Raw genomic sequence first — 19,270 nt, 5'->3', positions numbered from 1 at the left:
TCAGGTGCTCTCGCGAATCTTCAGTTCGAAGCCCATGTCCTCCACCGGCCGCGCCACGCTGTTACCGGCCATCAGCGTCAGCATCTGCTCCGCCGCACGCTTGCCGATCGCTTCGCGGGGCGTGTTGATGCTGCTCAGGCGCGGCACCATGTGCTCCGACATCGGCAGGTCGTTGAAACCGAGGATCGCCACTTGTTCGGGGATTTTGATTCCGTTGCGCAGCGCTTCCAGCAGGGCGCCCTGGGCCAGGTCGTCATTGCCGAAGAAGATCGCATCGACATCCGGGTGCGCCGCCAGCAGTTGCAGGAACAACTCGCCACCCAGGCCCACGGACGATGAGCGCGGTGTCAGCACTTCCAGATCCGGGTCATAGCGACCAGCCTTCTGCAACGCCTTGCGAAAGCCTTCACCGCGCAGCAGGGTGCGCTGATCGAGCTGCGCGCCGATGTACGCCAGACGCTTGCGGCCACGGGACAGCAAATGCTCGGCGGCGGTTTCCCCGGCGCTGAGTTGGGAGAAACCGACGCAGTTCACCCCGGCGGCGCTGTCCAGTTCCATCATGTACACGCAGGGAATGTTGCTGGCCTCGATCATCCGTCGCGAACTTTCGGTGCGGTCGAAGCCGGTCAGCAGCAAACCGCGTGGCTGATAGGCCATGTAGTTGCGCAGCAGGTTTTCTTCTTCATCGCGCGAGTAGTGGAAGTTGCCGATCAACACTTCAAAGCCTTTGGGCGTCAGCACCCGATGAATGGCTTCCAGGGTGTCGATGAACAGCAGGTTGGACAGCGAAGGCACCAGCACCACCACCGAATGGCTCTGGGCCGAGGCCAGGGCGCGGGCGGCGGGGTTGACCACGTAGTTGAGTTCCAGCGCGGCTTTTTGCACTTTTTCCACCAGCTCGGTGGCAACCGTGCTGACCCCGCGCAAGGCGCGCGAGGCGGTAATCGGACTGACCCCGGCCAGCCGGGCGACTTCATTGAGGGTGGGACGGCCGGTGGTGCGGGTGTTTTTATCGTTTTTAGGGGTGGTCATCGGGCGGCTTGCCAAACAAAAATCAAGGCACTAAGGTAGCGCTGTCCTTATGCAGCTGCAAATGCGTAAGCGAGGTCCTGCCTGATCCTCGCTTTTTGGCGTACGGACAAAACCTGCTGCAACCCAAAAAAACGACAAGAAGGCGTCGGCAACTTCTGCCTGTGCACTAGAGTCATAGCTAGCAAAGGTAGCGCTGTCTGCGCGCTGAGGTGTTACATGAATCATCCCATCACCGCCCTGGTCATCATGGGCGTTGCCGGTTGCGGCAAGACGTGCGTCAGCGAGGCCCTGTGCCAATTGAGCGGCGCCACTGCCATTGAAGGCGATACTTTCCATCCGGCCGCGAACATCGAAAAGATGAGCGCGGGGATCCCCCTGAACGACGAAGACCGTGCCGGCTGGCTCGACAGCCTGTGCGATGAACTGCGCCGCGTCGACGCCCTGGGCGAACGTCCGGTGCTGACCTGCTCGGCCCTCAAACACAGTTACCGCGAAGTGCTGCGTAGCGCCTTGCCGGGTCTGGGCTTCGTGTTCCTCGAATTGACGCCTGAAGTGGCCGCCGAACGTGTGTCCCACCGTCCGGGTCACTTCATGCCGGCGACCTTGATCGAAAGCCAGTTCGCCACCCTCGAATCGCCCAAGGGCGAGCCGTTGACCCTGGCCCTGAATGCTTCGATCCACAGCGTTGAAGAACTGGCGTCGCAAGCCCACGTCTGGTGGCAGGCCCATGGCCTGAAACAGGCGGTATGAGTGTGATTGCGAAGATAGCGCTGTCCTTTCGACTTCTGATTAACCCGCTTTAATAACAACAACAAACCAGGAGACACCCCCAATGTTTGGCATGTCCCATGACGCCTACCTGCTGCTTGATGCAGTGGTCACGGTGATCGGGCTTATCGTCCTGATCACCAAGTTCAAGCTCCATCCCTTCATTGCCCTGACCATCGCCGCCGCGTTCCTCGGCCTGACGTCCGGCATGCCGATCGGCACCATCATCAAGGCGTTCCAGGACGGCTTCGGTGGTGTGCTCGGTTTCGTCGGCATCATCCTCGCGCTGGGCACCATGCTCGGCAAAATGATGGCGGAATCCGGCGGTGCCGATCAGATCGCCCAGACCCTGATCCGCGCCTTCGGCAAGGACAAGGTTCAGTGGGCGATGATGTTCGCCGCGTTCCTGGTGGGCATTCCGCTGTTCTTCGAAATCGGCTTCGTGCTGCTGATTCCGCTGGTGTTCATCGTCGCTCGCCGCACCGGTGTGTCGATCATCAAGATCGGTATTCCGCTGCTCGCCGGCCTGTCCGCCGTGCACGGTCTGGTGCCGCCGCACCCGGGCCCGCTGCTGGCCATCGGCGTGTTCGGTGCCGACATCGGCAAGACCATTCTCTACGGTCTGATCGTCGCGCTGCCGACCGCCATCATTGCCGGTCCGATCTTCGGTACGTTCATCGCCAAGCACATCCCGGGTCATCCGAACCAGGAACTGGTCGATCAACTGGCCCGTGAAACCGATTCGACCAAACTGCCAAGCTTCGGCATCACCCTGGTCACCGTGCTGCTGCCGGTGTTCCTGATGCTGCTGAAAACCTTCGCTGATGTGGCGCTGCCGGACGGTCATTTCTTCCGCACCTGGATGGACATGATCGGTCACCCGATTTCGGCGCTGCTGCTGGCATTGCTGCTGTCGCTGTACACCTTCGGCGCCAAGCAGGGCATCGGTTCCCAACAGATGCTCAAGTGGCTCGACGCCAGCCTGGCGCCAACCGCCGCGATCATCCTGATCATCGGCGCCGGCGGTGGCTTCAAGCAGATGCTGGTGACCAGCGGTGTGGGCGACGTGATCGGCCACATGGCGGTCAGCGCGCAGATCTCGCCGATCCTGCTGGCGTGGCTGGTGGCGGCGGTGATCCGCATCGCGACCGGTTCGGCCACCGTGGCGACCATCACCGGTGCGGGTATTGTGGTGCCAGTCGTGGGGATGATCCCGGGCGTGAACCGTGAGCTGCTGGTGCTGGCCACCGGTGCCGGCTCCTTGATCCTGTCCCACGTCAACGATGCCGGTTTCTGGCTGGTGAAGCAGTACTTCAACATGACCGTGGCCGAGACCTTCAAGACCTGGACGGCGATGGAAACCATCCTGTCGGTGGTTGGCCTGGGCTTTATTCTGTTGTTGTCGCTGTTCGTTTAAGCAGGCACATCGCAAAACAAATGTGGGAGCGAGCCTGCTCGCGATGAGGGCATAACATTCAATGAAAATGTTGAATGTCAGCCCGCAATCGCGAGCAGGCTCGCTCCCACAGTGTTATGTGCCCAGCGTCAGGATTTGGTCACCAGGCCATCCGCCCGGAACATCCCGCGAATCCCGCGTACGGCCTGGCGAATCCGGTCCTGGTTCTCGATCAGCGCGAAGCGCACATGATCGTCGCCGTACTCACCGAAACCAACGCCCGGCGAGACGCAGACCTTGGCCTCGGCCAGCAGCTTCTTGGCGAACTCCAGCGAACCGAGATGGGCGTAGGCGTCGGGAATCTTCGCCCAGACGTACATCGAGGCTTTCGGGTTTTCGACCATCCAGCCCAGTTCATGCAGGCCTTTGACCAGTACGTTGCGACGCTGGCGATATTGCTCGGCGATGTCGCGCACGCATTGCTGATCGCCTTCAAGCGCAGCAATTGCGGCCACCTGCAGCGGGGTGAAGGTGCCATAGTCGTGGTAGCTCTTGATTCGCGCCAGGGCGCTGACCAGTTCCGGGTTGCCGACCATGAAACCAATGCGCCAGCCCGCCATGTTGTAGCTCTTGGACAGGGTGAAAAACTCCACCGCGATGTCCTTGGCGCCCGGCACCTGCATGATCGACGGGGCTTTCCAGCCGTCGTAGACGATGTCGGCGTAAGCCAGGTCGTGCACCACCAGCACGTCGTACTGTTTGGCGAGGGCGATCACCCGCTCGAAGAAATCCAGCTCCACGCACTGGGCGGTGGGGTTGGACGGGAAGCCGAGGATCATCATCTTCGGTTTCGGGATCGAGCCGCGAATCGCCCGTTCCAGCTCGGCAAAGAAATCCACGCCCGGTACCAGCGGCACCGACCGCACCTGGGCGCCGGCAATCACGGCACCGTAGATGTGAATCGGGTAGCTCGGGTTCGGCACCAGCACGGTGTCGCCCTGATCCAGGGTCGCCAGCATCAGGTGCGCCAGGCCTTCCTTGGAACCGATGGTGACGATGGCTTCGCTTTCCGGGTCGATCTCGACCTCGTAGCGTTCCTTGTACCAGTTGGAAATCGCCCGACGCAGGCGCGGAATGCCCTTGGACGTGGAGTAACCGTGGGTGTCTTCGCGTTGTGCAACCTGCACCAGTTTTTCAACGATGTGCGGCGGCGTGGCGCCGTCGGGGTTGCCCATGCTCAAGTCGATGATGTCTTCGCCACGACGTCGGGCGGCCATCTTCAGCTCGGCAGTGATGTTGAAAACGTAAGGGGGGAGTCGATCTATGCGCGCAAAGCGGCGCGGCGAACCTTGTTCAGCCATTGTTGCCTCGGATAACGTAAGCGCCCGGAACCGTCCGAGCGACGCTGGTCACTGCGGTGACCTGTGGCGGAAGATAAGGGCAGCGATGGCAGGCTGTCCAGCGTGCACGACAACAATTTTTTCCCAAGGAAAACGGTTAATGGAATTCACCAGCGGCTTTTTGTTGAGCCTTTCGCTGTGCCTGGATATCGGCGTGGCCAACATCGCGATGATTACCCTGGCGATGCAGCGCGGTTATTTTCAGGGCTTCGCACTGGGTCTCGGCACCTGCGTCGGCGACCTGATCTACGCGGTGCTGGCGCTGGCCGGAATGACCGTTCTGCTGCAATACGAAACCGTGCGCTGGGTGCTGTGGATCGGCGGTTCGGCGTTGTTGATCTACTTCGCGGCGAAGATGATCTATTCGGCGATCCACCACGAGGCGCAATTGGCGGCGACCGCCGAGGTTGGCCAGAACTCCCATCGCAAGGAATTCTTCCGTGGGATTTTTCTCGCCATGTCGTCGCCGAGCGCCATTCTCTGGTTCGCGGCCGTGGGCGGTACGTTGATCGCCCGCTCCGGCGGCGGCGGTCCTTTGAGCTCGGCGCTGTTCCTTGGCGGCTTCCTGTGCGCCGGGCTGCTGTGGTCGGCGGGGCTGTGTTTCGCCGCGAGCCATGGCGGCAAGTTGCTGGGCGACAAACTGCTGCGCTATTCCTACATGGCATCGGCAGCGATCTTCTGCTATTTCGCGGTCTACGTGATCGTATCGGGCTATAACGAGTTCGTCGGTTCCGGCGCCGCCGAGGCCCTGCATACGCTGTAAATGTGCGAATCGGGTTTGGCTTCTATACTCCCAGCCGAACCCACTTTTTTCGTTCAAGGAGTCGAGTCATGGATGAGCAAAAACGCGTCGAAGTGGCTGAACCTCGCTTCGAACATGGACACTTCCTGCTGATTGCAGGTTTTCGCGATCGCTTCACCAAAGAGACCGTTCAGGACATCCCTGCGCTGTGGGAAAAATTGATCCCGCACATCGGAAACATTCCGGGGCAGAAGGGCGAATTGACCTACGGCGTTTGCAGCAATTTCGACGGCAACGGCGGTTTCGATTACATGGCCGGAGTCGAAATCCGCAAGCTGGACGACTTCCCGCAGGAAAAGTATCCGTGGATCGAAGTCCTGCCGCGCCAGTACGCGGTGTTCGAACACAAGGGTTCGCTGGATCAGCTGCCGCAGACCATTGATTACATCTACAACACCTGGCTGCCGGCGTCCGAGTACAAAGGGCTCAACGCCCCGGAGCTGGAACGCTACAGCGCCGATTTCAATCCCAAAACCAACACCGGCAAGCTGGAAATCTGCGTCCCGGTGGAAAAGAAAACCTGATCTACAACCGGCAGCGCGAACCCGTTTCGCGCTGCCGGTCCAGTCTTACTTGCCCTTGATCCGTCGCGCCCGCAACAGGTCGATGCCCAAGGTGATGAAGCCGAAAAAGCTGATGCCCAACACCATCAACAAACCGATTTCCACGCTGCTCATAAGCTGTTTCCCCTTCGGGTGATCAGAGACAGTGCTCAGGAATAGACCGTCCCGATTGCGAAGAAAAGCGCTTATACGCAGGCTTTACGCTGCCCGTGCGGATCGATATGAACACCTTATTCCTTTATCCTTGGCGGCCTTGTTTTCACTGATTTCGAGCCGCCATGAACACCGTCATCCGCCACGTCACCGCCGCCGACCTGGACCGCTGCTACGCCATCGAAACCCTCGCCTACGAAGGCGACGAAGCCGCGACCCGCGAGAAGATCGCCACGCGCATCGCCACCTGGCCGGACGGTTTCATCGTCGCCGAAGTGGACGGGCAGGTGGCCGGCTTCATCAACTCCGGCGCGGCATTTGATGTGCAGATGTCCGACGAGGCGTTCAAGGAACTGATCGGCCACGACCCGGCCGGGCCGAACGTGGTGATCATGTCGGTGGTGGTGCACCCGGATTATCAGGGCCTGGGGCTGGCCAAGCGCCTGCTGGGCGAGTTCATCGAACGCATGCGCGAGCAGGGCAGGGCAACGATTCACCTGATGTGCAAGGAACGGCACATCCCGCTGTACGCCGGGTTCGGTTTTGCCTACATCAAACCGTCCGAGTCCGACCACGGCGGGATGGCGTGGCACGAGATGATCCTCACTCTGTGAGCCAACACTAAACCCCTGTGGGAGATTGGTTACTCATTTGTACGTGTCATGCACTCACCCGGGTAGGCGGGATTTCTAGTTTTTAATAAGGATTTTTTGTACCGCGCCTACCGCTCTATCAAGTACTGCCTCTTCACTTAAATCGGTGGTGTCAATCACCACCCAATTTGCCAAACCACAGCGCTCATAACTGGATCGGACTCGGTTCTGATATGCAATGAAACTTTTAAGGCGATCCTCATTGCCACCGTCATAAGCTCCGCTCTCGCTTAGACGGAACGATCCCTTTCTTTGTGCCGCGAGAGCTGGGTCAATATCGAGGAAAATCACGAAGTCTGGCTTTCTAATTGTTGAAAATACTGTTAGGGCTTCTTCTGCTAAATCTGTACTTTTAAGCAAGAAGCGCGCTAGGTATTTGTGGTACCAGCCATCTGCGATGCAATTTTCGCCAGAGCTAACTATTGGAGATATAGCAGCATGGTCTGTCGCTTGAAACCATGCAGTTATAAGGCTCATCCAGTGTTTGTCGCCTAATTGCTCAAGAGGGGCGTTGTCCGGATAGTCCCAAAGAACTTCCCGCAGTCGTGACATGTGGTATTCGGTATATCCTGAAGAAACGGGTGGGCGGTTTTTGTCGACGTAGTGCAAATCTATATTAGATTGGGAGAGGATTTCGTATGTTGCTCTTGCGATAGTAGACTTTCCTGCACCATCCGTTCCTTCAAATGCGATAAATATTCCTTGCTCTGAGGTGTAGTTCATGCGAACGCTCCTAGGTAAGCCTCAGTATCTAGAGAGTTTCTACCGCTACCCTCTATCAATGGTCGAAATCCTTCTCTTTGATAAATTTCTGACATCTTTTTACCAATTGAACTCAGAAACTCTACGGAAGGTCGTTTTCTCGCACTGTATTGCGAGCTAGCATCTGGGTGAAATGCTGCCACTGCTGGAACTACGCCCATCTGACCAAAGTATTCGATACCCTCTATGATTGACTCTAATGGCTCCATTCCGGCAACGAATCCGGCATATACGTTGCCGCGCCCGAGAGTTTCTACAGCGGCTTCAAAAGCTTCGAGGAAACGATCCCGAGTGTAGTCACGAGATTTGCCTGGGCATACTTCTGAAAAAAGTCCAGGGTTGAATACCTCCAGGCTCATTGACATATTATTGCCGACAGCCTTGAATTTTTCGAAAAGACGGAAGTCTTTGGGTGGCATAGAAATCAAGTGGTAGTCCAAGTGGTTATGTGCATTCTTTTCTTTTACTCTATTCAGCAAATCGATATGCATCCCATACCCTTTGTCGTAGTTAGGGATTGTACCTCCGTTCAATAAGACTCTTCGGTATCGGCGACTCTCATCTTTGACAGCCATCGCTACTGCTTCTCCAGCGATGTCGCCCTTAATTCGCATTCTATGATCTGACAGGCTTTCTCGAGCTGAACCCAGAGAGCAAAATTTACACTCATGACCGTCATTGAAGTAGTAGCAATGGCCGGGGGAGAAAATTCCAAGCGTAGAATTTCCATATATAGTCAGATGTTTTTCAAATAACTCGCCATTACTTAAGATTTTTCCGTAAGATTTAGGCCTGGCTGGAAAAGTAATGTCAATGATGTTTTTATTGTAGCTTAGTGCGGGAGTGTTTCGCTCTAAGATGATTTTGTATTTTGAGTGTGGGTTGTAGTTGGCGGCAGTAATGATATCGCCATCAAGAACAATTTCTTGTGGGGTTCGGATCGTTGGGTTGATTATGACGCTGTCACCTGTTCCGTATGCACGTCTTTTTTCAATATGATTCACCTCTGTTTGGAAATGCTCTAAGAAATCCCTGCTGAAATTAACGCCGTTAGCCAGTAGGGCGAGTTTCAATTTTACTGTATCGAATAGCATGATTCGGCTTCCAGTTAATTGCACTACAAGAATATTTTTATTAGATCTTCTGAAGATAAGGCAATCAATGTTCCATTATCCTTCAGGGCTTCTACGGATGGCGGTAAGCAATGCCTTGAGTGACCTTTTTCATCGAATAATGCTCCGCCTGACTCTCTCAAAATAAGTTCTGCCGCCGCAATATCACAGCTTCTCTCGTGCCCAGGTGAACCGATATCAATAAACGCATCAAGAACCCCAGCAGCAATCAGGCAGATTTCTAACGAAGAGCAAGAGTAAATACGAACTTTGTCCGCTGACCATAAAAGCCGTTCTATTTTATGTCTTTCTTTACTGCCACGAGGACGGTGAAATGAAAGTCGCATTTGTTCTAATGATTCGGTTTTTCGAGTGGTTAACCGTTTCACAATTATTGCGGACTGAAGATACGCTCCTTCACCAAGCGCAGCGGTATAGACTAAATCTCTAGAGATGTCGTAAATCCATCCAAATACGTACTCGTTACCATGATAGATGGCAACACTAGATGTGTAGTTCGGGAAACCCATAAGCGCATTGTGTGTGCCATCTAGGGGGTCAATCAGAGCGTAAAGGTCACCGTGATCTCCAAGTTTTATTGGTGAAGTGCTTTCTTCTGAGTAAATTGTCATTTTGAGACGAGATTTTGACAGGCAACTAAAGAGTATGTTTTGGCAATTTATGTCGTATTGTGTTTGGTTGAAATGCTGGTCTGTATTGGTTTTGTTAAATTCTGGAAGACTGGACAATGTGCCGGCCCAATAGCGCCGTAACTGCTTTCTGGCTTCATAAAGACTTACTTCCAGTTCTGGAATGTATTCACGCTTGAATAGTGCTCTCATACCGACTTCTCAGATATTAATTGCGTATGCCAGTTTTTCCGATTGAGTTTAGATGCGTAGACTTTTACGTCGAATAGTTTTCCTGCGTAAACGGCGTAGTCTGCACTCATAAAGGCGCTGAAGGTTTTGGGGAAAAGTGCTAGTGTTTTAACTTCGAAATTATAACCAAGTTTCTTTCTGATCATATTCGCCGCTTGCCTGAGGCTTCCGCCGGTATAGGCCTTGTCTATAATCAGCCATGAATCATTCGGCGAAGTTATATGGGGGAATATGTCTAGAAAATTTTCATCTCTAGTTAGAAGGCTCGGGTCATTTTGGCGATGAATTTCAGAAAAGAATATATCTGTATCTTTGGTAGCTGCCAGATATCCAAGTGCAAGTGGTAGGCCGGCTGATAATAAAAAGAGCTTATTTTTTGATATGTTTTTGATTTTTAGCCAGATAGAGTGGTCGTCATAGATGTATCTGGTATTGAGAGCAAGACTGCTATCCCAGTGTTCATAAGAAATGTATTTGCTGTAGAAGGCGCAGAATTTATTGTGGAAATCCAAGGTTTCATTATCAGTATCTATTAGCAGTCTGGTTTTTGTAAGGCCTCTATTCGTTGGCTTTACGCAGGGGAAAGGCTGGTGGGATGTCGCGAGTGCTTCTTTAATCAGGTCGCTCTTGAAATCTAATAATTTGGCTTTGGAAGGTCCTGACACGGCTAGTTCTGGTGAGAGACCATCTCCCTTTATCTTGCAAATGTCAGATGATTGTAATTGGGTTGTCCTTGAGTTTAAGTACTCCCATATTCGTATTATCTCTTCGTCTGACATGCCATCATAAATTGGGTCGAGGTTGCTCAAGTCGCAAACCATGACTTCTGGATGGCGGAGTTCAAAGGAGGCTCTCTGGAGATGGCACCCGTTCATTAGTGCTTTGCGGTAAGCGTAATAATCACTGGTTTGTAAACCGGTCAGAGTTCTCCATGCGTGATGTTCGCTGATAATGGTTGTGGAATTTAAGTGCGAGTTGTAGAGCAAAGGTAACGCGCTAGCATGATTCATGTTTGGAGTCTCACGAAAATGCAATCGGTTAGATGTTTTAACTTGCGTTGTGAATTAGTAAAAGCGGGATCAAGTATCTAAAGTTTACCTATTGGCTGGTTGCTGTGTGTTTTCAATAAAAATGTCAATCGCCAAAACATTGCCAGCATCAGAATGAATGAGCAGATTATTAAGGTTATAAATATAGAATGTATGTTGCGGTAAAAATTTAGAAGAATTGCGCAAAGGGTAATGCCAAAAATGTTCAGCGTCAGAATAGTTAGAAGTGTGGGAACCCAGAAATCGTCCATGCTCCTCAAAATCGTCCTGGTTAAAACATAGATGAATTCAAAAGTTAAAAAAGGAATCGAGTAAAGAGTATTGGTTTCAATTAGTTTCCTGATCGTTGAATCTGACGTATAGGTCATGGAAATGTTTTCTTTCCAAAGGACACTGGCTAGCAAAAAGGGCGTTAGTGCTAATAGGCCTGATTTTAGTCCTTGGATATAAGTTTTTTTAAGCGATCCTAAATCCCTTCTGGTAAATTGACGGGCGGCGATAAGCCCAGTCGCATTCCCTATTCCAATTGATATCATATATATGATGCTTATAAAGTGTAGTGAGGCTTGGTAGGCGGATAAATTGTTTTCACCTAAGTTTTTCGAAATGAATGATAATATGAAAAATAGAAAGCTTTCACCCCCAAAGCATAAGGCCATTGGCAAACCTCGAGCTATATACTTAAGATACTGTTCTTTCGGTATTTGTATGGCTTTCTGGAAGTTTTTTATATACAGGTGGATTTTAGAGTTGAAGTAGAAAAGTGCGAGGGTTGCGAAAGCACATCGTAAGCAAGAATATATGAGTATGAAGTCAGGTAGCGTGATTGCCGAGTTCGTGTTAATCAAGATTATGCAGGCTGAAGTGAGGCAAATGTTAAATGTCCACGTATAAATTACTTCGTAGTGTGTTTTTTGTACTCCGTTAAAAAAATTGAATATTGTAACCTGTAGGTATATGGCTGGAATTGATAGGGATATTAACAGCAGTGCTTGGATGTCTTCCGTGTTGGTTAGGTTTGTCATTGGCGTAAGCGCGATTGTGTGCGCAAAAGAAATCATAGATATGATCAGGGCTCCAAATAAAATCGAGAGCCTTAGTGATATTGTTATTTCGGATTTTATGTTGTTTGTGTTTAGATTATTTGATCCCGCTATCTTGATTAGTGTTGGAGAAAAAAATCCGATACCGATGACAGTAATAAACGATATTGATGCCAAGGCAAATGAAGCGGAATCAAGTGAGTCAACGATAAAGTGGCCAGCGAAGGAAAAGTAGATCAGTGAAGCTGTCATGTCGCCCAATCTAGAGAATATGAGCGGAATTGCTATTTTGTAAATTTCCATAAGCGGGCCGCCAGCGAGTAGCACCAATTAACAAGTGTGGTGTTGTAAAGGCGCTTTATTCCCACTCTTTCAGTAAACTCAAAAGCGGCGGAGTGTCTTTTGCGGCAAAGTATTTTTTTCTGAAATAGTATTCGCACATTGAAACTTTGTGTGTGGTCTGCTTGCGCTCATTGAATTCATTGTCGAGGGCAGCGAGAGACTGTTCTGCAGTTGGATATATTTTTGAGTTGTTTAGAGTTTTTTCAATTTCTAAAAATAGCAGATCCATATATTTGAGGGTTTCTTGAATGTACGATCTGCATTCGTCTCTTGTGCTGGAACCTTGTCTGGCTAGTGCGAAGAATTTATTCTTGATCTCATCAAATCCTTCAATGCGGTACATGTTTGAGTATACCCACTTATAATGTTTGTTTGTTGTACCCGTAAGGTAGGTGAAACTCATTGCGGTTTTAAACATCATGTCTCGAGCTATCTCACAACCCATCCATAGATTTTCTGATTGCCAGCAACCTTGAATATCCTGAAAGGCATAGAAAACTGGAAGCTTTTCGCGATGAGCTAAGTAAATATGTTTCTCTAGGGGAATTCTTGATTTAAGTTGAGAGAATTTTTCATGATTGCTCAGGGCGTGACCAATTATTAGCCTATGGATTACATTGTTTTCTGTGTTTGTCAAAACGGGAGCGTAGAGGAAACGTTGGTCAGAGGTGATTTCTTCAAATGTTTTTTCGATTTTTAAAAAAATATTATCTATTTCTGAATACGTTACATAGTCGGCATCAATGTGAATACTGGTGTCGCCGTAGAAGTTGGTTGTATTATGGACGTCTTCATCTTTGGTAATATGTCGATAGTTACTGTCGGTGACAAACGCGTGCCCGATGTGTTTCATATTTTGTGCTTTGGGGCGTTTTTCGCAAATGATAATGCAGTCGATATCAGAGTGAATCGTTCCGATTCCCTCAATTAAAGAGCCTGATACAATCAGTGTGCTTGTGTGTTCTAGATAAGCTTTTTCGAGTAAATAGCTTTTTGGTAGTGATAAATGCCCATCTAAAATTGTTATGGTGTTTTCCGTAATAGAGGATTTTGATGTTGTTATTAATGTTTCCATTTTTGGATATCCCGTTTATTTAAATTTTCTGTAAGCCTCGCTCATGAAGAAACCCTAGTTTTTACTTAGGTCTTTCGTCAATATTTGGATCCAAAATCAGAAACGCCCTACAAGTTGTTGAAGGGCGAGAGTATTTTTAGTGAAGGAAAATTCTCTTTTAGATAATTAAACTCCTATAGATAGCTTCCGCAGAATCAGTAGGAGCTTTGGCTGAGATTTTTTCTTAATAGAGACTATCGCGCACTCTGATCGGGGCCTCGCGATCATAAGCCTCGGCATCAAACTGCCCATCATTCAGACGCTTGTGAAACGCGCCCGCCGTCGGCAGCGCCGAGCGCGGCAGATGGGTTTGCGGATTCCACGCATCCGAACGCACGAACGCTTTCGAGCAATGAAAGAACGCCGCCTCCACCGTCACCAGCAACACCGTGCGCGCCGGTTTGCCGTTGACCGCGAAGCTTTCCAGTAACTCGGGATCAGCGCTGATGGTCGCGGTGCCATTGACCCGCAACGTCTCGCCAATCCCCGGAATGATGAACAACAGCGACACTCGCGGATCGTGCAGCACGTTGCGCAGGGTATCGATGCGGTTGTTCCCCGGGCGATCCGGCAGGGCCAGGGTGCGCTCGTCGATGATCCGCACAAAACCCGGCGCATCGCCGCGCGGGGAGCCGTCGATGCCGTCGGCGCCAACCGAGCTGACAATCACCAGCGGCGAGACCCGCACCATCGCCTGATAGTCCTCGTTGAGAAAACCGATCTGCTTGCGTACCGCCCGTTCGTGGGGCAATCCGTAAATGGCTTCCAGCGCTTGGATTGAATCGATCATCGTTGATCTCTCGACGATTAGAAGAACAGCCCCATGCGCCGCTCGTAGCCGATGCGGCCCTTGTACGCTTCACCGCTGTCGACGAAACCGTACTTGGCGTACAGCGCAATCGCGGCGTCGTTGTCGGCGTCCACCGACAGTTCCAGTCCTTTGATTTCCGGCCAGGCCTGGCGCGCAACGTCCGGCAACGCCAGCAGGCAAGCCTTGCCATAACCCTTGCCCTGTGCGCGGTGATCGACTTGCAGTGCATGCAGGGTGGCGCTGTGTTCATTGGCCCATTCCGGCAACACCGGCGGGCGCTTGAGCAGCAGGAACGCCACCGGCACTTCTTCGGCTAGCAGCGCAAAACCCTTCACGCCGGGGCCGGGTTTCGACAGCAGGGTGTGCAATGCACCGTGGATGTCGCCGGAGAATTTGATCTGCTCGGCGTGGATTTCAATCGCTTCGACCTGCTGACGCTGCAAGGCGTTAAGGCTCTCGTACGGCACGAGTTTGGCTGACAAGGGAATTTCCTTTTTCCTACAAAGATGAGCCTCGGATTCTAGCGACTTTGCGTTCTCTGGATTTTTTTTGTTTCAGCTGTCGATCCGGCAAATCGCCGAACGACAAAGGGTGTCTTCACAACAAAAAATACGGAGAACACCATGAGCGCACAAAGCGATATCCAGACCCTGATCAACACCTACCGCGAAGCCGTCATGACCAAGGACGTCGAGAAAGTCATGGCGCTGTACGCCGACGACATCCTCTCGTTCGATGCGATCAAGGCCCTGCAATTCAAGGGCAAAGAGGCCTATCGCGCACACTGGGTGGATTGCATGGAAATGTGCCCCGGCCCGCACATCTTCGAGTTCCACGAAATCGCGATCGAAACAGGCGACAACATCGCCTTCGCCCACTGGGTCGCCAATTGCGGCGGGACCAATGACAAGGGCGAAACCCAGAGTTGCTGGATGCGCGCCACCGCCTGCTATCGGCTGGTCGGCGGGGCATGGAAAATTGCCCACGAACACTGGTCGGCACCGTTCGATCCGATGACCGGCTCGACGCTGTTTGATGCGAAACCCTGATCTTCAGCCATAGTTGATCCGTCCGATTCAGGAGAACGCCATGAAGTATTTATGCCTGGTCTACAGCGATGAGCGCCTGCTGCATTCCTCGCCCGACAGCCCGGAAGACGCCGAATGCTGGGCCTACGCCGAGTCGATCCAGGGCAGCGGCCGGATGGTTGCCGCCGAAGCACTGGAGTCGGTGCAGACCGCCACCACGGTGCGCATGCGCAACGGCAAGTTGTCGATCACCGACGGCCCGTTCGCCGAGACCAAGGAGCAACTGGCCGGTTTCTACCTGATCGACGCACGGGACCTCAACGAAGCGATTCAGGTCGCCGGCAACATTCCGGCGGCCCGGGTCGGCAGTGTCGAAGTGCGTCCCGTGCGGCAGTTGAATGTCTGAGGTCGCGGCACGGGTCGCGCAGGTCTACCGCGAAGACTCGCGGCGGATCCTCGCGACCCTGATCCGTCTGCTCGGCGATTTCGACCTCGCCGAAGAAGCCTTGCACGAGGCGTTCTTCGTCGCGGTCGAACGCTGGCAGCGCGATGGTGTGCCGGATAACCCGCGTGCGTGGCTGGTGTCCACCGGGCGCTTCAAGGCCATTGACGTGTTGCGCCGGCGCGCACGGTTCAAGGCCTCGCAGCCGTTGTTGCTGGCGCAACTGGAAGAGCTGGAACAGTCCGAATGGGACGTTGAAGACGTGGAAGACGATCGCCTGCGCCTGATCTTCACCTGCTGCCACCCGGCGCTGGCGGCCGACGCGCAAGTGCCGCTGACCCTGCGTGAAGTCTGCGACCTCACCACTGAAGAAATCGCCCGCGCATTTCTCTCGGCCCCGGCAGCGATTGCCCAGCGCATCGTGCGGGCCAAGGCGAAGATTCGCGATGCGAAAATCCCTTATCAAGTCCCGAGTTTGAGCGAATTGCCCGAACGCCTCGACAGTGTGCTGCGGGTGATTTATCTGGTGTTCAACGAGGGCTATTCGGCGTCCGGCGGCGCCCAGGTGACCCGCGAGGATTTGACCCGCGAGGCGATTCGCCTCGGGCGGTTGCTGCTGGAGTTGTTGCCGGACCCGGAAGTCATGGGGTTGCTGGCGCTGATGTTGCTGCATGAATCGCGGCGGTCGGCGCGCTCATCGCCCGATGGTGAGTTGATTTTGCTGGATGATCAGGATCGCGGATTGTGGAATGCCGAGCTGATTGCCGAAGGCTGCGATCTGGTGGAAAAAGCGCTGACCACCGGACGCTTCGGACCGTATTGCCTGCAAGCGGCGATAGCGGCGGTGCACGCCGAAGCGCCGACGGCGGGGGAGACGGACTGGGCGCAGATCGTCGGGCTGTATGACGTGTTGCTGCGGGCGGTGCCGTCGCCGGTGATCGAGTTGAACCGGGCGGTGGCGGTGGCCAAGCGGGACGGGGCGCTGGCCGGGTTGACCTTGATCGAGGGAATTCTGGACCGTGGGGAGTTGCAGGATTACCACCTGGCGCATTCGGCGCGGGCGGAGTTTTGTCGGCAGTTGGGGCGGGTTGAAGAGGCGCGGGCGGCTTACCGGCGTGCCTTGGAATTGACCCGGCAAGAGCCGGAGCGGCGGTTTATTGAAGGGCGGCTCATGGCTTTGGACCGCTTGCCCTCACCCTAGCCCTCTCCCGGAGGGAGAGGGGACCGATCCGGGTATATTGCAGAAAACCACCGAGCTGAACGAATTTCCGTGAATCCATAATCGGCTCGGTCTTGCAGATCGGCGTATTACGTAAGACACCCCGGTCAGTCCCCTCTCCCTCCGGGAGAGGGTTAGGGTGAGGGCGCTTTTGATTTTGCCTTTCGCCTTTAGGCCTGTTGCCGAGTCGCAGCCATCACAATCTCCCGAATACAAACCCCCTGCGGCTGCCCATACGCATAGGCAATCGCCGTAGCCACATCTTCGGCGCTCAACACCGTCCCACCCATGTCCTGCTTCCAAGCCTGATACCCGGTCTTGATCGCCTCGTCCGTGGTGTGGCTCAACAATTCGGTCTCCACCGCACCCGGCGCAATCGTGGTCACCCGCACGTTATGCGGCGACAACTCTTCACGCAGGTTTTCCGACAATCCATGCACCGCAAACTTGGTGCCGACATACGCCACATGGTTCGGGAACGTCTTGCGCCCGGCCACCGAGCTGACGTTGATGATGGTGCCCTGCTTGCGCTCGATCATCCCGGCGACCACCGCGTGCACGCCGTTGAGCAAACCCTTCACGTTGACGTCGAGCATCTGGTCCCACTGCGCCGGGTCCTGTTTGCTCATCTCGCCCAACAGCATCACCCCGGCGTTGTTGATCAGCGCATCGGCCGGGCCGAACTGCGCTTCCGCTTCGGCCACGGCGGCCAGCAATGCGGCGCGGTCGGTGATGTCGACGCGGCGGCTGAGTGTGTTCGGCAGGGCCAGTGCTTCGAGGCGTTCGATGCGCCGGGCCAGCAACAGCAGCGGATGGCCGGCAGCGCTCAAGCGGCGGGCGGTGGCTTCGCCGATGCCCGAGCTGGCGCCGGTGATGATGATCAATGGCTTGCTCATGGTTGAACTCCTGAGATAAGAAAAACAAATAACCAGATTCGGGACGCAGTATATTTAGCCCGTTGGAGGCTGAAAAATGCCTTATTCCTCTGTCTGCTATCGGAATCTCCTATGGATATCCGCCATCTCAAAGCCTTCCTCGCTGTGTTCGAGGAACGCAATATCACCGCTGCCGCGCAACGGCTGTTCATCAGCCAGCCCACGTTGTCGGTGACCATCAAACAGCTGGAAGAAGAACTCGGCGCGACGCTGTTCGTGCGTCAGCCCCGTGGTGTGGAAGTCAGCGACGAAGCGCGACTGCTGTACCCCCAGGCGCGGCGGATGGTGGCCGAGTCCGAGGCGCTGAGCCGGATGTTTCGCGGCCGCGAAAACCGCACGCCACTGACCCTCGGCATCGAGGGCGATATCGCCGCCAGCCATATCGAAGCCTTTGTGCGCATGGCCCATCAGGCGTTGCCCAATCTGCTGCTGACTCTGGAAGAGGGCTGTCACGGCGATGGTCGATTGGCGGTCGAGGAAATGTGCTGCGAAGACGAACTGTTCCTGCCGCTGTGGGAAGAATCCTATGTGATGGCGCTGCCTCTCGATCACCCGATGGCCAACGCGCAGGCCGGCTGGGCGCCGATCGAGGACTGGATCACCTGCCCGCAGCATCCTTCCCATCAGCGATTGATGGCTCTGTACGGGCGTTCGCCGGAAGCGGTGGCGGGACATGCCGGTTCACTGCAACAGGCGCTGCACATGGTGGCGGCGGGTGTCGGCGTGGCGATGTTGCCGCAGTCCTTGGTCAACGGGCATGCGCACATCGTGGTGCGAGCGCTGCACCTGCCGGCGCCGACCCGGCGGGTGGGATTGTGTTATGCGGCGCAGGCGTTGGAGCTGCCGACAATGCGCGGGTTGCACGAGTACTTTCAGGTCAACCGCCCGGCAGCCATCGAAGCCGCCTGAGCTATTCCAGCATCTTGCTGAGCAACCAGCTCCCCGCCGGCCCCGGCGGGTACAGCCGCGACCACAGCGCATCGACGAACACCGGTTTCGGCCAGCCGCGCACCTTCAGTTCAACCAGCAGATCATTGCCGAAACGCTCCACCAGCCAGCGCGGCAGCGGCGCCCAGCCGAAACCTTTTTCGGCCATTTCCAGCAGCATCAGATAACTCGGCGCCGACCACACCCGACCTTTGCCGCGACTGTCATAAGGATTGACGATGGTGGCCAGGCGCAGCTCGCGATGTTGCTCCAGGACTGTTTGATCGACGGATTCCAGCGCCGCCAACGGATGATTACGGCCAACGAACAAGGCAATTTCAGTACGTTCGGCGACGGTCGCGGTCGCCAGATCCGGCGGGTAATTGTCCTGCATCTCGGCGAATGCCAGGTGCGCTCGACCGCGCTGCACCAGTTCGATCAGGTCTTCACATTCGGCGATCAGGCATTCCAGCTCCAGATCCGGATAGCGCTGCTCGAAACCCACCAGTGCCGCTTCGAAACGGTCGGACTGATAAGTGTCGGAGATCGCCACCGTGAGTTTCGGCTCGACGCCCTGGGCCAATTGCCGGGCGGTCATTTCCAGGCGGCTGGTGGCCGACAGAATCGCTTCGGCCCGCTGCAGCATCACGTGGCCGGCCGGGGTCAGCGTCGGCTTGCGGCTGCTGCGGTCGAACAGGACCAGGTCCAGATCGATTTCCAGGCTGGCCACCGCTGCACTGACGGTGGACTGACTGCGCCCGAGTTTGCGCGCCGCCGCTGAAAAAGAGCCTTGAGTCGCCGCCTGGACGAACGCCAGCAACACTTCCTGAGAAGCCAT

22 protein-coding genes are annotated in these 19,270 nt (G+C 54.5%); 10 read left to right on the top strand and 12 right to left on the bottom strand.

Annotation, left to right across the window (positions count from 1 at the left end; all coding sequences use genetic code 11):
• Complete coding sequence (locus NE357_RS21865) at positions 1 to 1,032, bottom strand: LacI family DNA-binding transcriptional regulator (protein ID WP_007951123.1); 1,032 nt, start codon at positions 1,030 to 1,032, stop codon at positions 1 to 3.
• A 216-nt stretch (positions 1,033 to 1,248) separates the two neighbouring features.
• On the opposite strand from NE357_RS21865, the gene NE357_RS21860 reads away from it, so the two are divergent.
• Together NE357_RS21860 and NE357_RS21855 are read left to right on the top strand one after the other, a co-directional pair.
• Complete coding sequence (locus NE357_RS21860) at positions 1,249 to 1,782, top strand: gluconokinase (protein ID WP_064598881.1); 534 nt, start codon at positions 1,249 to 1,251, stop codon at positions 1,780 to 1,782.
• An 82-nt stretch (positions 1,783 to 1,864) separates the two neighbouring features.
• The gene (locus tag NE357_RS21855) at positions 1,865 to 3,217 is read left to right on the top strand and encodes a GntP family permease (RefSeq protein ID WP_169431577.1); all 1,353 of its coding nucleotides are present in this window, start codon (positions 1,865 to 1,867) and stop codon (positions 3,215 to 3,217) included.
• A 128-nt stretch (positions 3,218 to 3,345) separates the two neighbouring features.
• Here NE357_RS21855 and alaC read toward each other — a convergent pair whose 3' ends face one another.
• Complete coding sequence (gene alaC / locus NE357_RS21850) at positions 3,346 to 4,557, bottom strand: alanine transaminase (protein WP_102687281.1); 1,212 nt, start codon at positions 4,555 to 4,557, stop codon at positions 3,346 to 3,348.
• 139 nt (positions 4,558 to 4,696) lie between these two features.
• Between alaC and NE357_RS21845 the strand changes: the two genes are divergently transcribed.
• From NE357_RS21845 to NE357_RS21835, 3 genes are all read left to right on the top strand, one after another.
• Positions 4,697 to 5,359, top strand: a complete 663-nt coding sequence (locus tag NE357_RS21845; RefSeq protein ID WP_039766147.1) for a LysE family translocator — start codon at positions 4,697 to 4,699, stop codon at positions 5,357 to 5,359.
• A 68-nt stretch (positions 5,360 to 5,427) separates the two neighbouring features.
• A complete protein-coding gene (locus NE357_RS21840; protein WP_169431576.1) occupies positions 5,428 to 5,922 on the top strand; it encodes a GyrI-like domain-containing protein in 495 nt (164 codons plus the stop codon).
• 317 nt (positions 5,923 to 6,239) lie between these two features.
• Entirely contained in the window at positions 6,240 to 6,728 is a 489-nt protein-coding gene (locus tag NE357_RS21835) for a GNAT family N-acetyltransferase (protein ID WP_169431575.1), read from the top strand.
• A 75-nt stretch (positions 6,729 to 6,803) separates the two neighbouring features.
• On the opposite strand, the gene NE357_RS21830 is transcribed toward NE357_RS21835, so the two are convergent.
• The 5 genes from NE357_RS21830 to NE357_RS21810 form a co-directional block, all read right to left on the bottom strand.
• A complete protein-coding gene (locus NE357_RS21830; RefSeq protein WP_169431574.1) occupies positions 6,804 to 7,490 on the bottom strand; it encodes a dTMP kinase in 687 nt (228 codons plus the stop codon).
• Positions 7,487 to 8,623, bottom strand: coding sequence for a radical SAM protein (locus tag NE357_RS21825; protein WP_169431573.1), 1,137 nt, complete (start codon positions 8,621 to 8,623; stop codon positions 7,487 to 7,489). Before NE357_RS21825 ends, NE357_RS21830 begins: the two co-directional genes overlap by 4 nt.
• A 23-nt stretch (positions 8,624 to 8,646) precedes the next feature.
• Positions 8,647 to 9,483 carry an inositol monophosphatase family protein gene (locus tag NE357_RS21820; protein ID WP_169431572.1) on the bottom strand — a complete coding sequence of 279 codons (837 nt, stop codon included), beginning with the start codon at positions 9,481 to 9,483 and terminating at the stop codon, positions 8,647 to 8,649.
• On the bottom strand, positions 9,480 to 10,331 hold the full coding sequence (locus tag NE357_RS21815) for a hypothetical protein (RefSeq protein WP_243433417.1): 852 nt from the start codon (positions 10,329 to 10,331) through the stop codon (positions 9,480 to 9,482). Before NE357_RS21815 ends, NE357_RS21820 begins: the two co-directional genes overlap by 4 nt.
• 278 nt (positions 10,332 to 10,609) lie before the next feature.
• Complete coding sequence (locus tag NE357_RS21810; RefSeq protein ID WP_249314449.1) at positions 10,610 to 11,230, bottom strand: MATE family efflux transporter; 621 nt, start codon at positions 11,228 to 11,230, stop codon at positions 10,610 to 10,612.
• Positions 11,231 to 11,567: 337 nt separating this feature from the next.
• On the opposite strand from NE357_RS21810, the gene NE357_RS21805 reads away from it, so the two are divergent.
• Positions 11,568 to 11,849 (top strand): hypothetical protein, encoded by a 282-nt coding sequence (locus NE357_RS21805; RefSeq protein ID WP_445576633.1) that lies wholly within the window; start codon positions 11,568 to 11,570, stop codon positions 11,847 to 11,849.
• 123 nt (positions 11,850 to 11,972) lie between these two features.
• On the opposite strand, the gene NE357_RS21800 is transcribed toward NE357_RS21805, so the two are convergent.
• From NE357_RS21800 to NE357_RS21790, 3 genes are all read right to left on the bottom strand, one after another.
• Positions 11,973 to 13,031 (bottom strand): hypothetical protein, encoded by a 1,059-nt coding sequence (locus NE357_RS21800; RefSeq protein WP_169431569.1) that lies wholly within the window; start codon positions 13,029 to 13,031, stop codon positions 11,973 to 11,975.
• A 223-nt stretch (positions 13,032 to 13,254) separates the two neighbouring features.
• On the bottom strand, positions 13,255 to 13,860 hold the full coding sequence (locus NE357_RS21795; RefSeq protein WP_169431568.1) for a pyridoxamine 5'-phosphate oxidase family protein: 606 nt from the start codon (positions 13,858 to 13,860) through the stop codon (positions 13,255 to 13,257).
• Positions 13,861 to 13,877: 17 nt separating this feature from the next.
• Complete coding sequence (locus tag NE357_RS21790; RefSeq protein WP_169431567.1) at positions 13,878 to 14,363, bottom strand: GNAT family N-acetyltransferase; 486 nt, start codon at positions 14,361 to 14,363, stop codon at positions 13,878 to 13,880.
• A gap of 141 nt (positions 14,364 to 14,504) precedes the next feature.
• Between NE357_RS21790 and NE357_RS21785 the strand changes: the two genes are divergently transcribed.
• Genes NE357_RS21785 through NE357_RS21775 form a run of 3 tightly spaced genes read left to right on the top strand, consistent with a single transcriptional unit; the run spans position 14,505 to position 16,552 of the window.
• On the top strand, positions 14,505 to 14,930 hold the full coding sequence (locus tag NE357_RS21785; RefSeq protein WP_169431566.1) for a YybH family protein: 426 nt from the start codon (positions 14,505 to 14,507) through the stop codon (positions 14,928 to 14,930).
• A 40-nt stretch (positions 14,931 to 14,970) separates the two neighbouring features.
• The gene (locus NE357_RS21780) at positions 14,971 to 15,315 is read left to right on the top strand and encodes a YciI family protein (protein WP_007951101.1); all 345 of its coding nucleotides are present in this window, start codon (positions 14,971 to 14,973) and stop codon (positions 15,313 to 15,315) included.
• A complete protein-coding gene (locus NE357_RS21775; protein WP_169431565.1) occupies positions 15,308 to 16,552 on the top strand; it encodes an RNA polymerase sigma factor in 1,245 nt (414 codons plus the stop codon). Before NE357_RS21780 ends, NE357_RS21775 begins: the two co-directional genes overlap by 8 nt.
• Positions 16,553 to 16,740: 188 nt before the next feature.
• On the opposite strand, the gene NE357_RS21770 is transcribed toward NE357_RS21775, so the two are convergent.
• The gene (locus tag NE357_RS21770) at positions 16,741 to 17,466 is read right to left on the bottom strand and encodes an SDR family oxidoreductase (RefSeq protein ID WP_169431564.1); all 726 of its coding nucleotides are present in this window, start codon (positions 17,464 to 17,466) and stop codon (positions 16,741 to 16,743) included.
• A 111-nt stretch (positions 17,467 to 17,577) separates the two neighbouring features.
• Here NE357_RS21770 and NE357_RS21765 point away from each other — a divergent pair, with 111 nt between their 5' ends.
• Positions 17,578 to 18,414, top strand: a complete 837-nt coding sequence (locus NE357_RS21765) for a LysR family transcriptional regulator (RefSeq protein WP_169431563.1) — start codon at positions 17,578 to 17,580, stop codon at positions 18,412 to 18,414.
• A gap of 1 nt (position 18,415) precedes the next feature.
• Here the strand turns inward: NE357_RS21765 and NE357_RS21760 are convergent, their stop codons facing one another.
• Positions 18,416 to 19,270, bottom strand: coding sequence for a LysR family transcriptional regulator (locus tag NE357_RS21760; RefSeq protein ID WP_169431562.1), 855 nt, complete (start codon positions 19,268 to 19,270; stop codon positions 18,416 to 18,418).

The organism is Pseudomonas sp. G7(2022), from assembly GCF_052660475.1.
Note: the sequence above shows the minus strand (reverse complement) of the source record. Positions and strands in the feature narration are given on the sequence as shown.

What these genes read in the sequence shown, in the direction of transcription:
- NE357_RS21865 (WP_007951123.1), bottom strand. Translation starts at nt 1,032, where the DNA reads ATGACCACCCCTAAAAACGATAAAAACACCCGCACCACCGGCCGTCCC.
- NE357_RS21860 (WP_064598881.1), top strand. Translation starts at nt 1,249, where the DNA reads ATGAATCATCCCATCACCGCCCTGGTCATCATGGGCGTTGCCGGTTGC.
- NE357_RS21855 (WP_169431577.1), top strand. Translation starts at nt 1,865, where the DNA reads ATGTTTGGCATGTCCCATGACGCCTACCTGCTGCTTGATGCAGTGGTC.
- alaC (WP_102687281.1), bottom strand. Translation starts at nt 4,557, where the DNA reads ATGGCTGAACAAGGTTCGCCGCGCCGCTTTGCGCGCATAGATCGACTC.
- NE357_RS21845 (WP_039766147.1), top strand. Translation starts at nt 4,697, where the DNA reads ATGGAATTCACCAGCGGCTTTTTGTTGAGCCTTTCGCTGTGCCTGGAT.
- NE357_RS21840 (WP_169431576.1), top strand. Translation starts at nt 5,428, where the DNA reads ATGGATGAGCAAAAACGCGTCGAAGTGGCTGAACCTCGCTTCGAACAT.
- NE357_RS21835 (WP_169431575.1), top strand. Translation starts at nt 6,240, where the DNA reads ATGAACACCGTCATCCGCCACGTCACCGCCGCCGACCTGGACCGCTGC.
- NE357_RS21830 (WP_169431574.1), bottom strand. Translation starts at nt 7,490, where the DNA reads ATGAACTACACCTCAGAGCAAGGAATATTTATCGCATTTGAAGGAACG.
- NE357_RS21825 (WP_169431573.1), bottom strand. Translation starts at nt 8,623, where the DNA reads ATGCTATTCGATACAGTAAAATTGAAACTCGCCCTACTGGCTAACGGC.
- NE357_RS21820 (WP_169431572.1), bottom strand. Translation starts at nt 9,483, where the DNA reads ATGAGAGCACTATTCAAGCGTGAATACATTCCAGAACTGGAAGTAAGT.
- NE357_RS21810 (WP_249314449.1), bottom strand. Translation starts at nt 11,230, where the DNA reads ATGGCCTTATGCTTTGGGGGTGAAAGCTTTCTATTTTTCATATTATCA.
- NE357_RS21805 (WP_445576633.1), top strand. Translation starts at nt 11,568, where the DNA reads ATGTCTTCCGTGTTGGTTAGGTTTGTCATTGGCGTAAGCGCGATTGTG.
- NE357_RS21800 (WP_169431569.1), bottom strand. Translation starts at nt 13,031, where the DNA reads ATGGAAACATTAATAACAACATCAAAATCCTCTATTACGGAAAACACC.
- NE357_RS21795 (WP_169431568.1), bottom strand. Translation starts at nt 13,860, where the DNA reads ATGATCGATTCAATCCAAGCGCTGGAAGCCATTTACGGATTGCCCCAC.
- NE357_RS21785 (WP_169431566.1), top strand. Translation starts at nt 14,505, where the DNA reads ATGAGCGCACAAAGCGATATCCAGACCCTGATCAACACCTACCGCGAA.
- NE357_RS21780 (WP_007951101.1), top strand. Translation starts at nt 14,971, where the DNA reads ATGAAGTATTTATGCCTGGTCTACAGCGATGAGCGCCTGCTGCATTCC.
- NE357_RS21775 (WP_169431565.1), top strand. Translation starts at nt 15,308, where the DNA reads ATGTCTGAGGTCGCGGCACGGGTCGCGCAGGTCTACCGCGAAGACTCG.
- NE357_RS21770 (WP_169431564.1), bottom strand. Translation starts at nt 17,466, where the DNA reads ATGAGCAAGCCATTGATCATCATCACCGGCGCCAGCTCGGGCATCGGC.
- NE357_RS21765 (WP_169431563.1), top strand. Translation starts at nt 17,578, where the DNA reads ATGGATATCCGCCATCTCAAAGCCTTCCTCGCTGTGTTCGAGGAACGC.
- NE357_RS21760 (WP_169431562.1), bottom strand. Translation starts at nt 19,270, where the DNA reads ATGGCTTCTCAGGAAGTGTTGCTGGCGTTCGTCCAGGCGGCGACTCAA.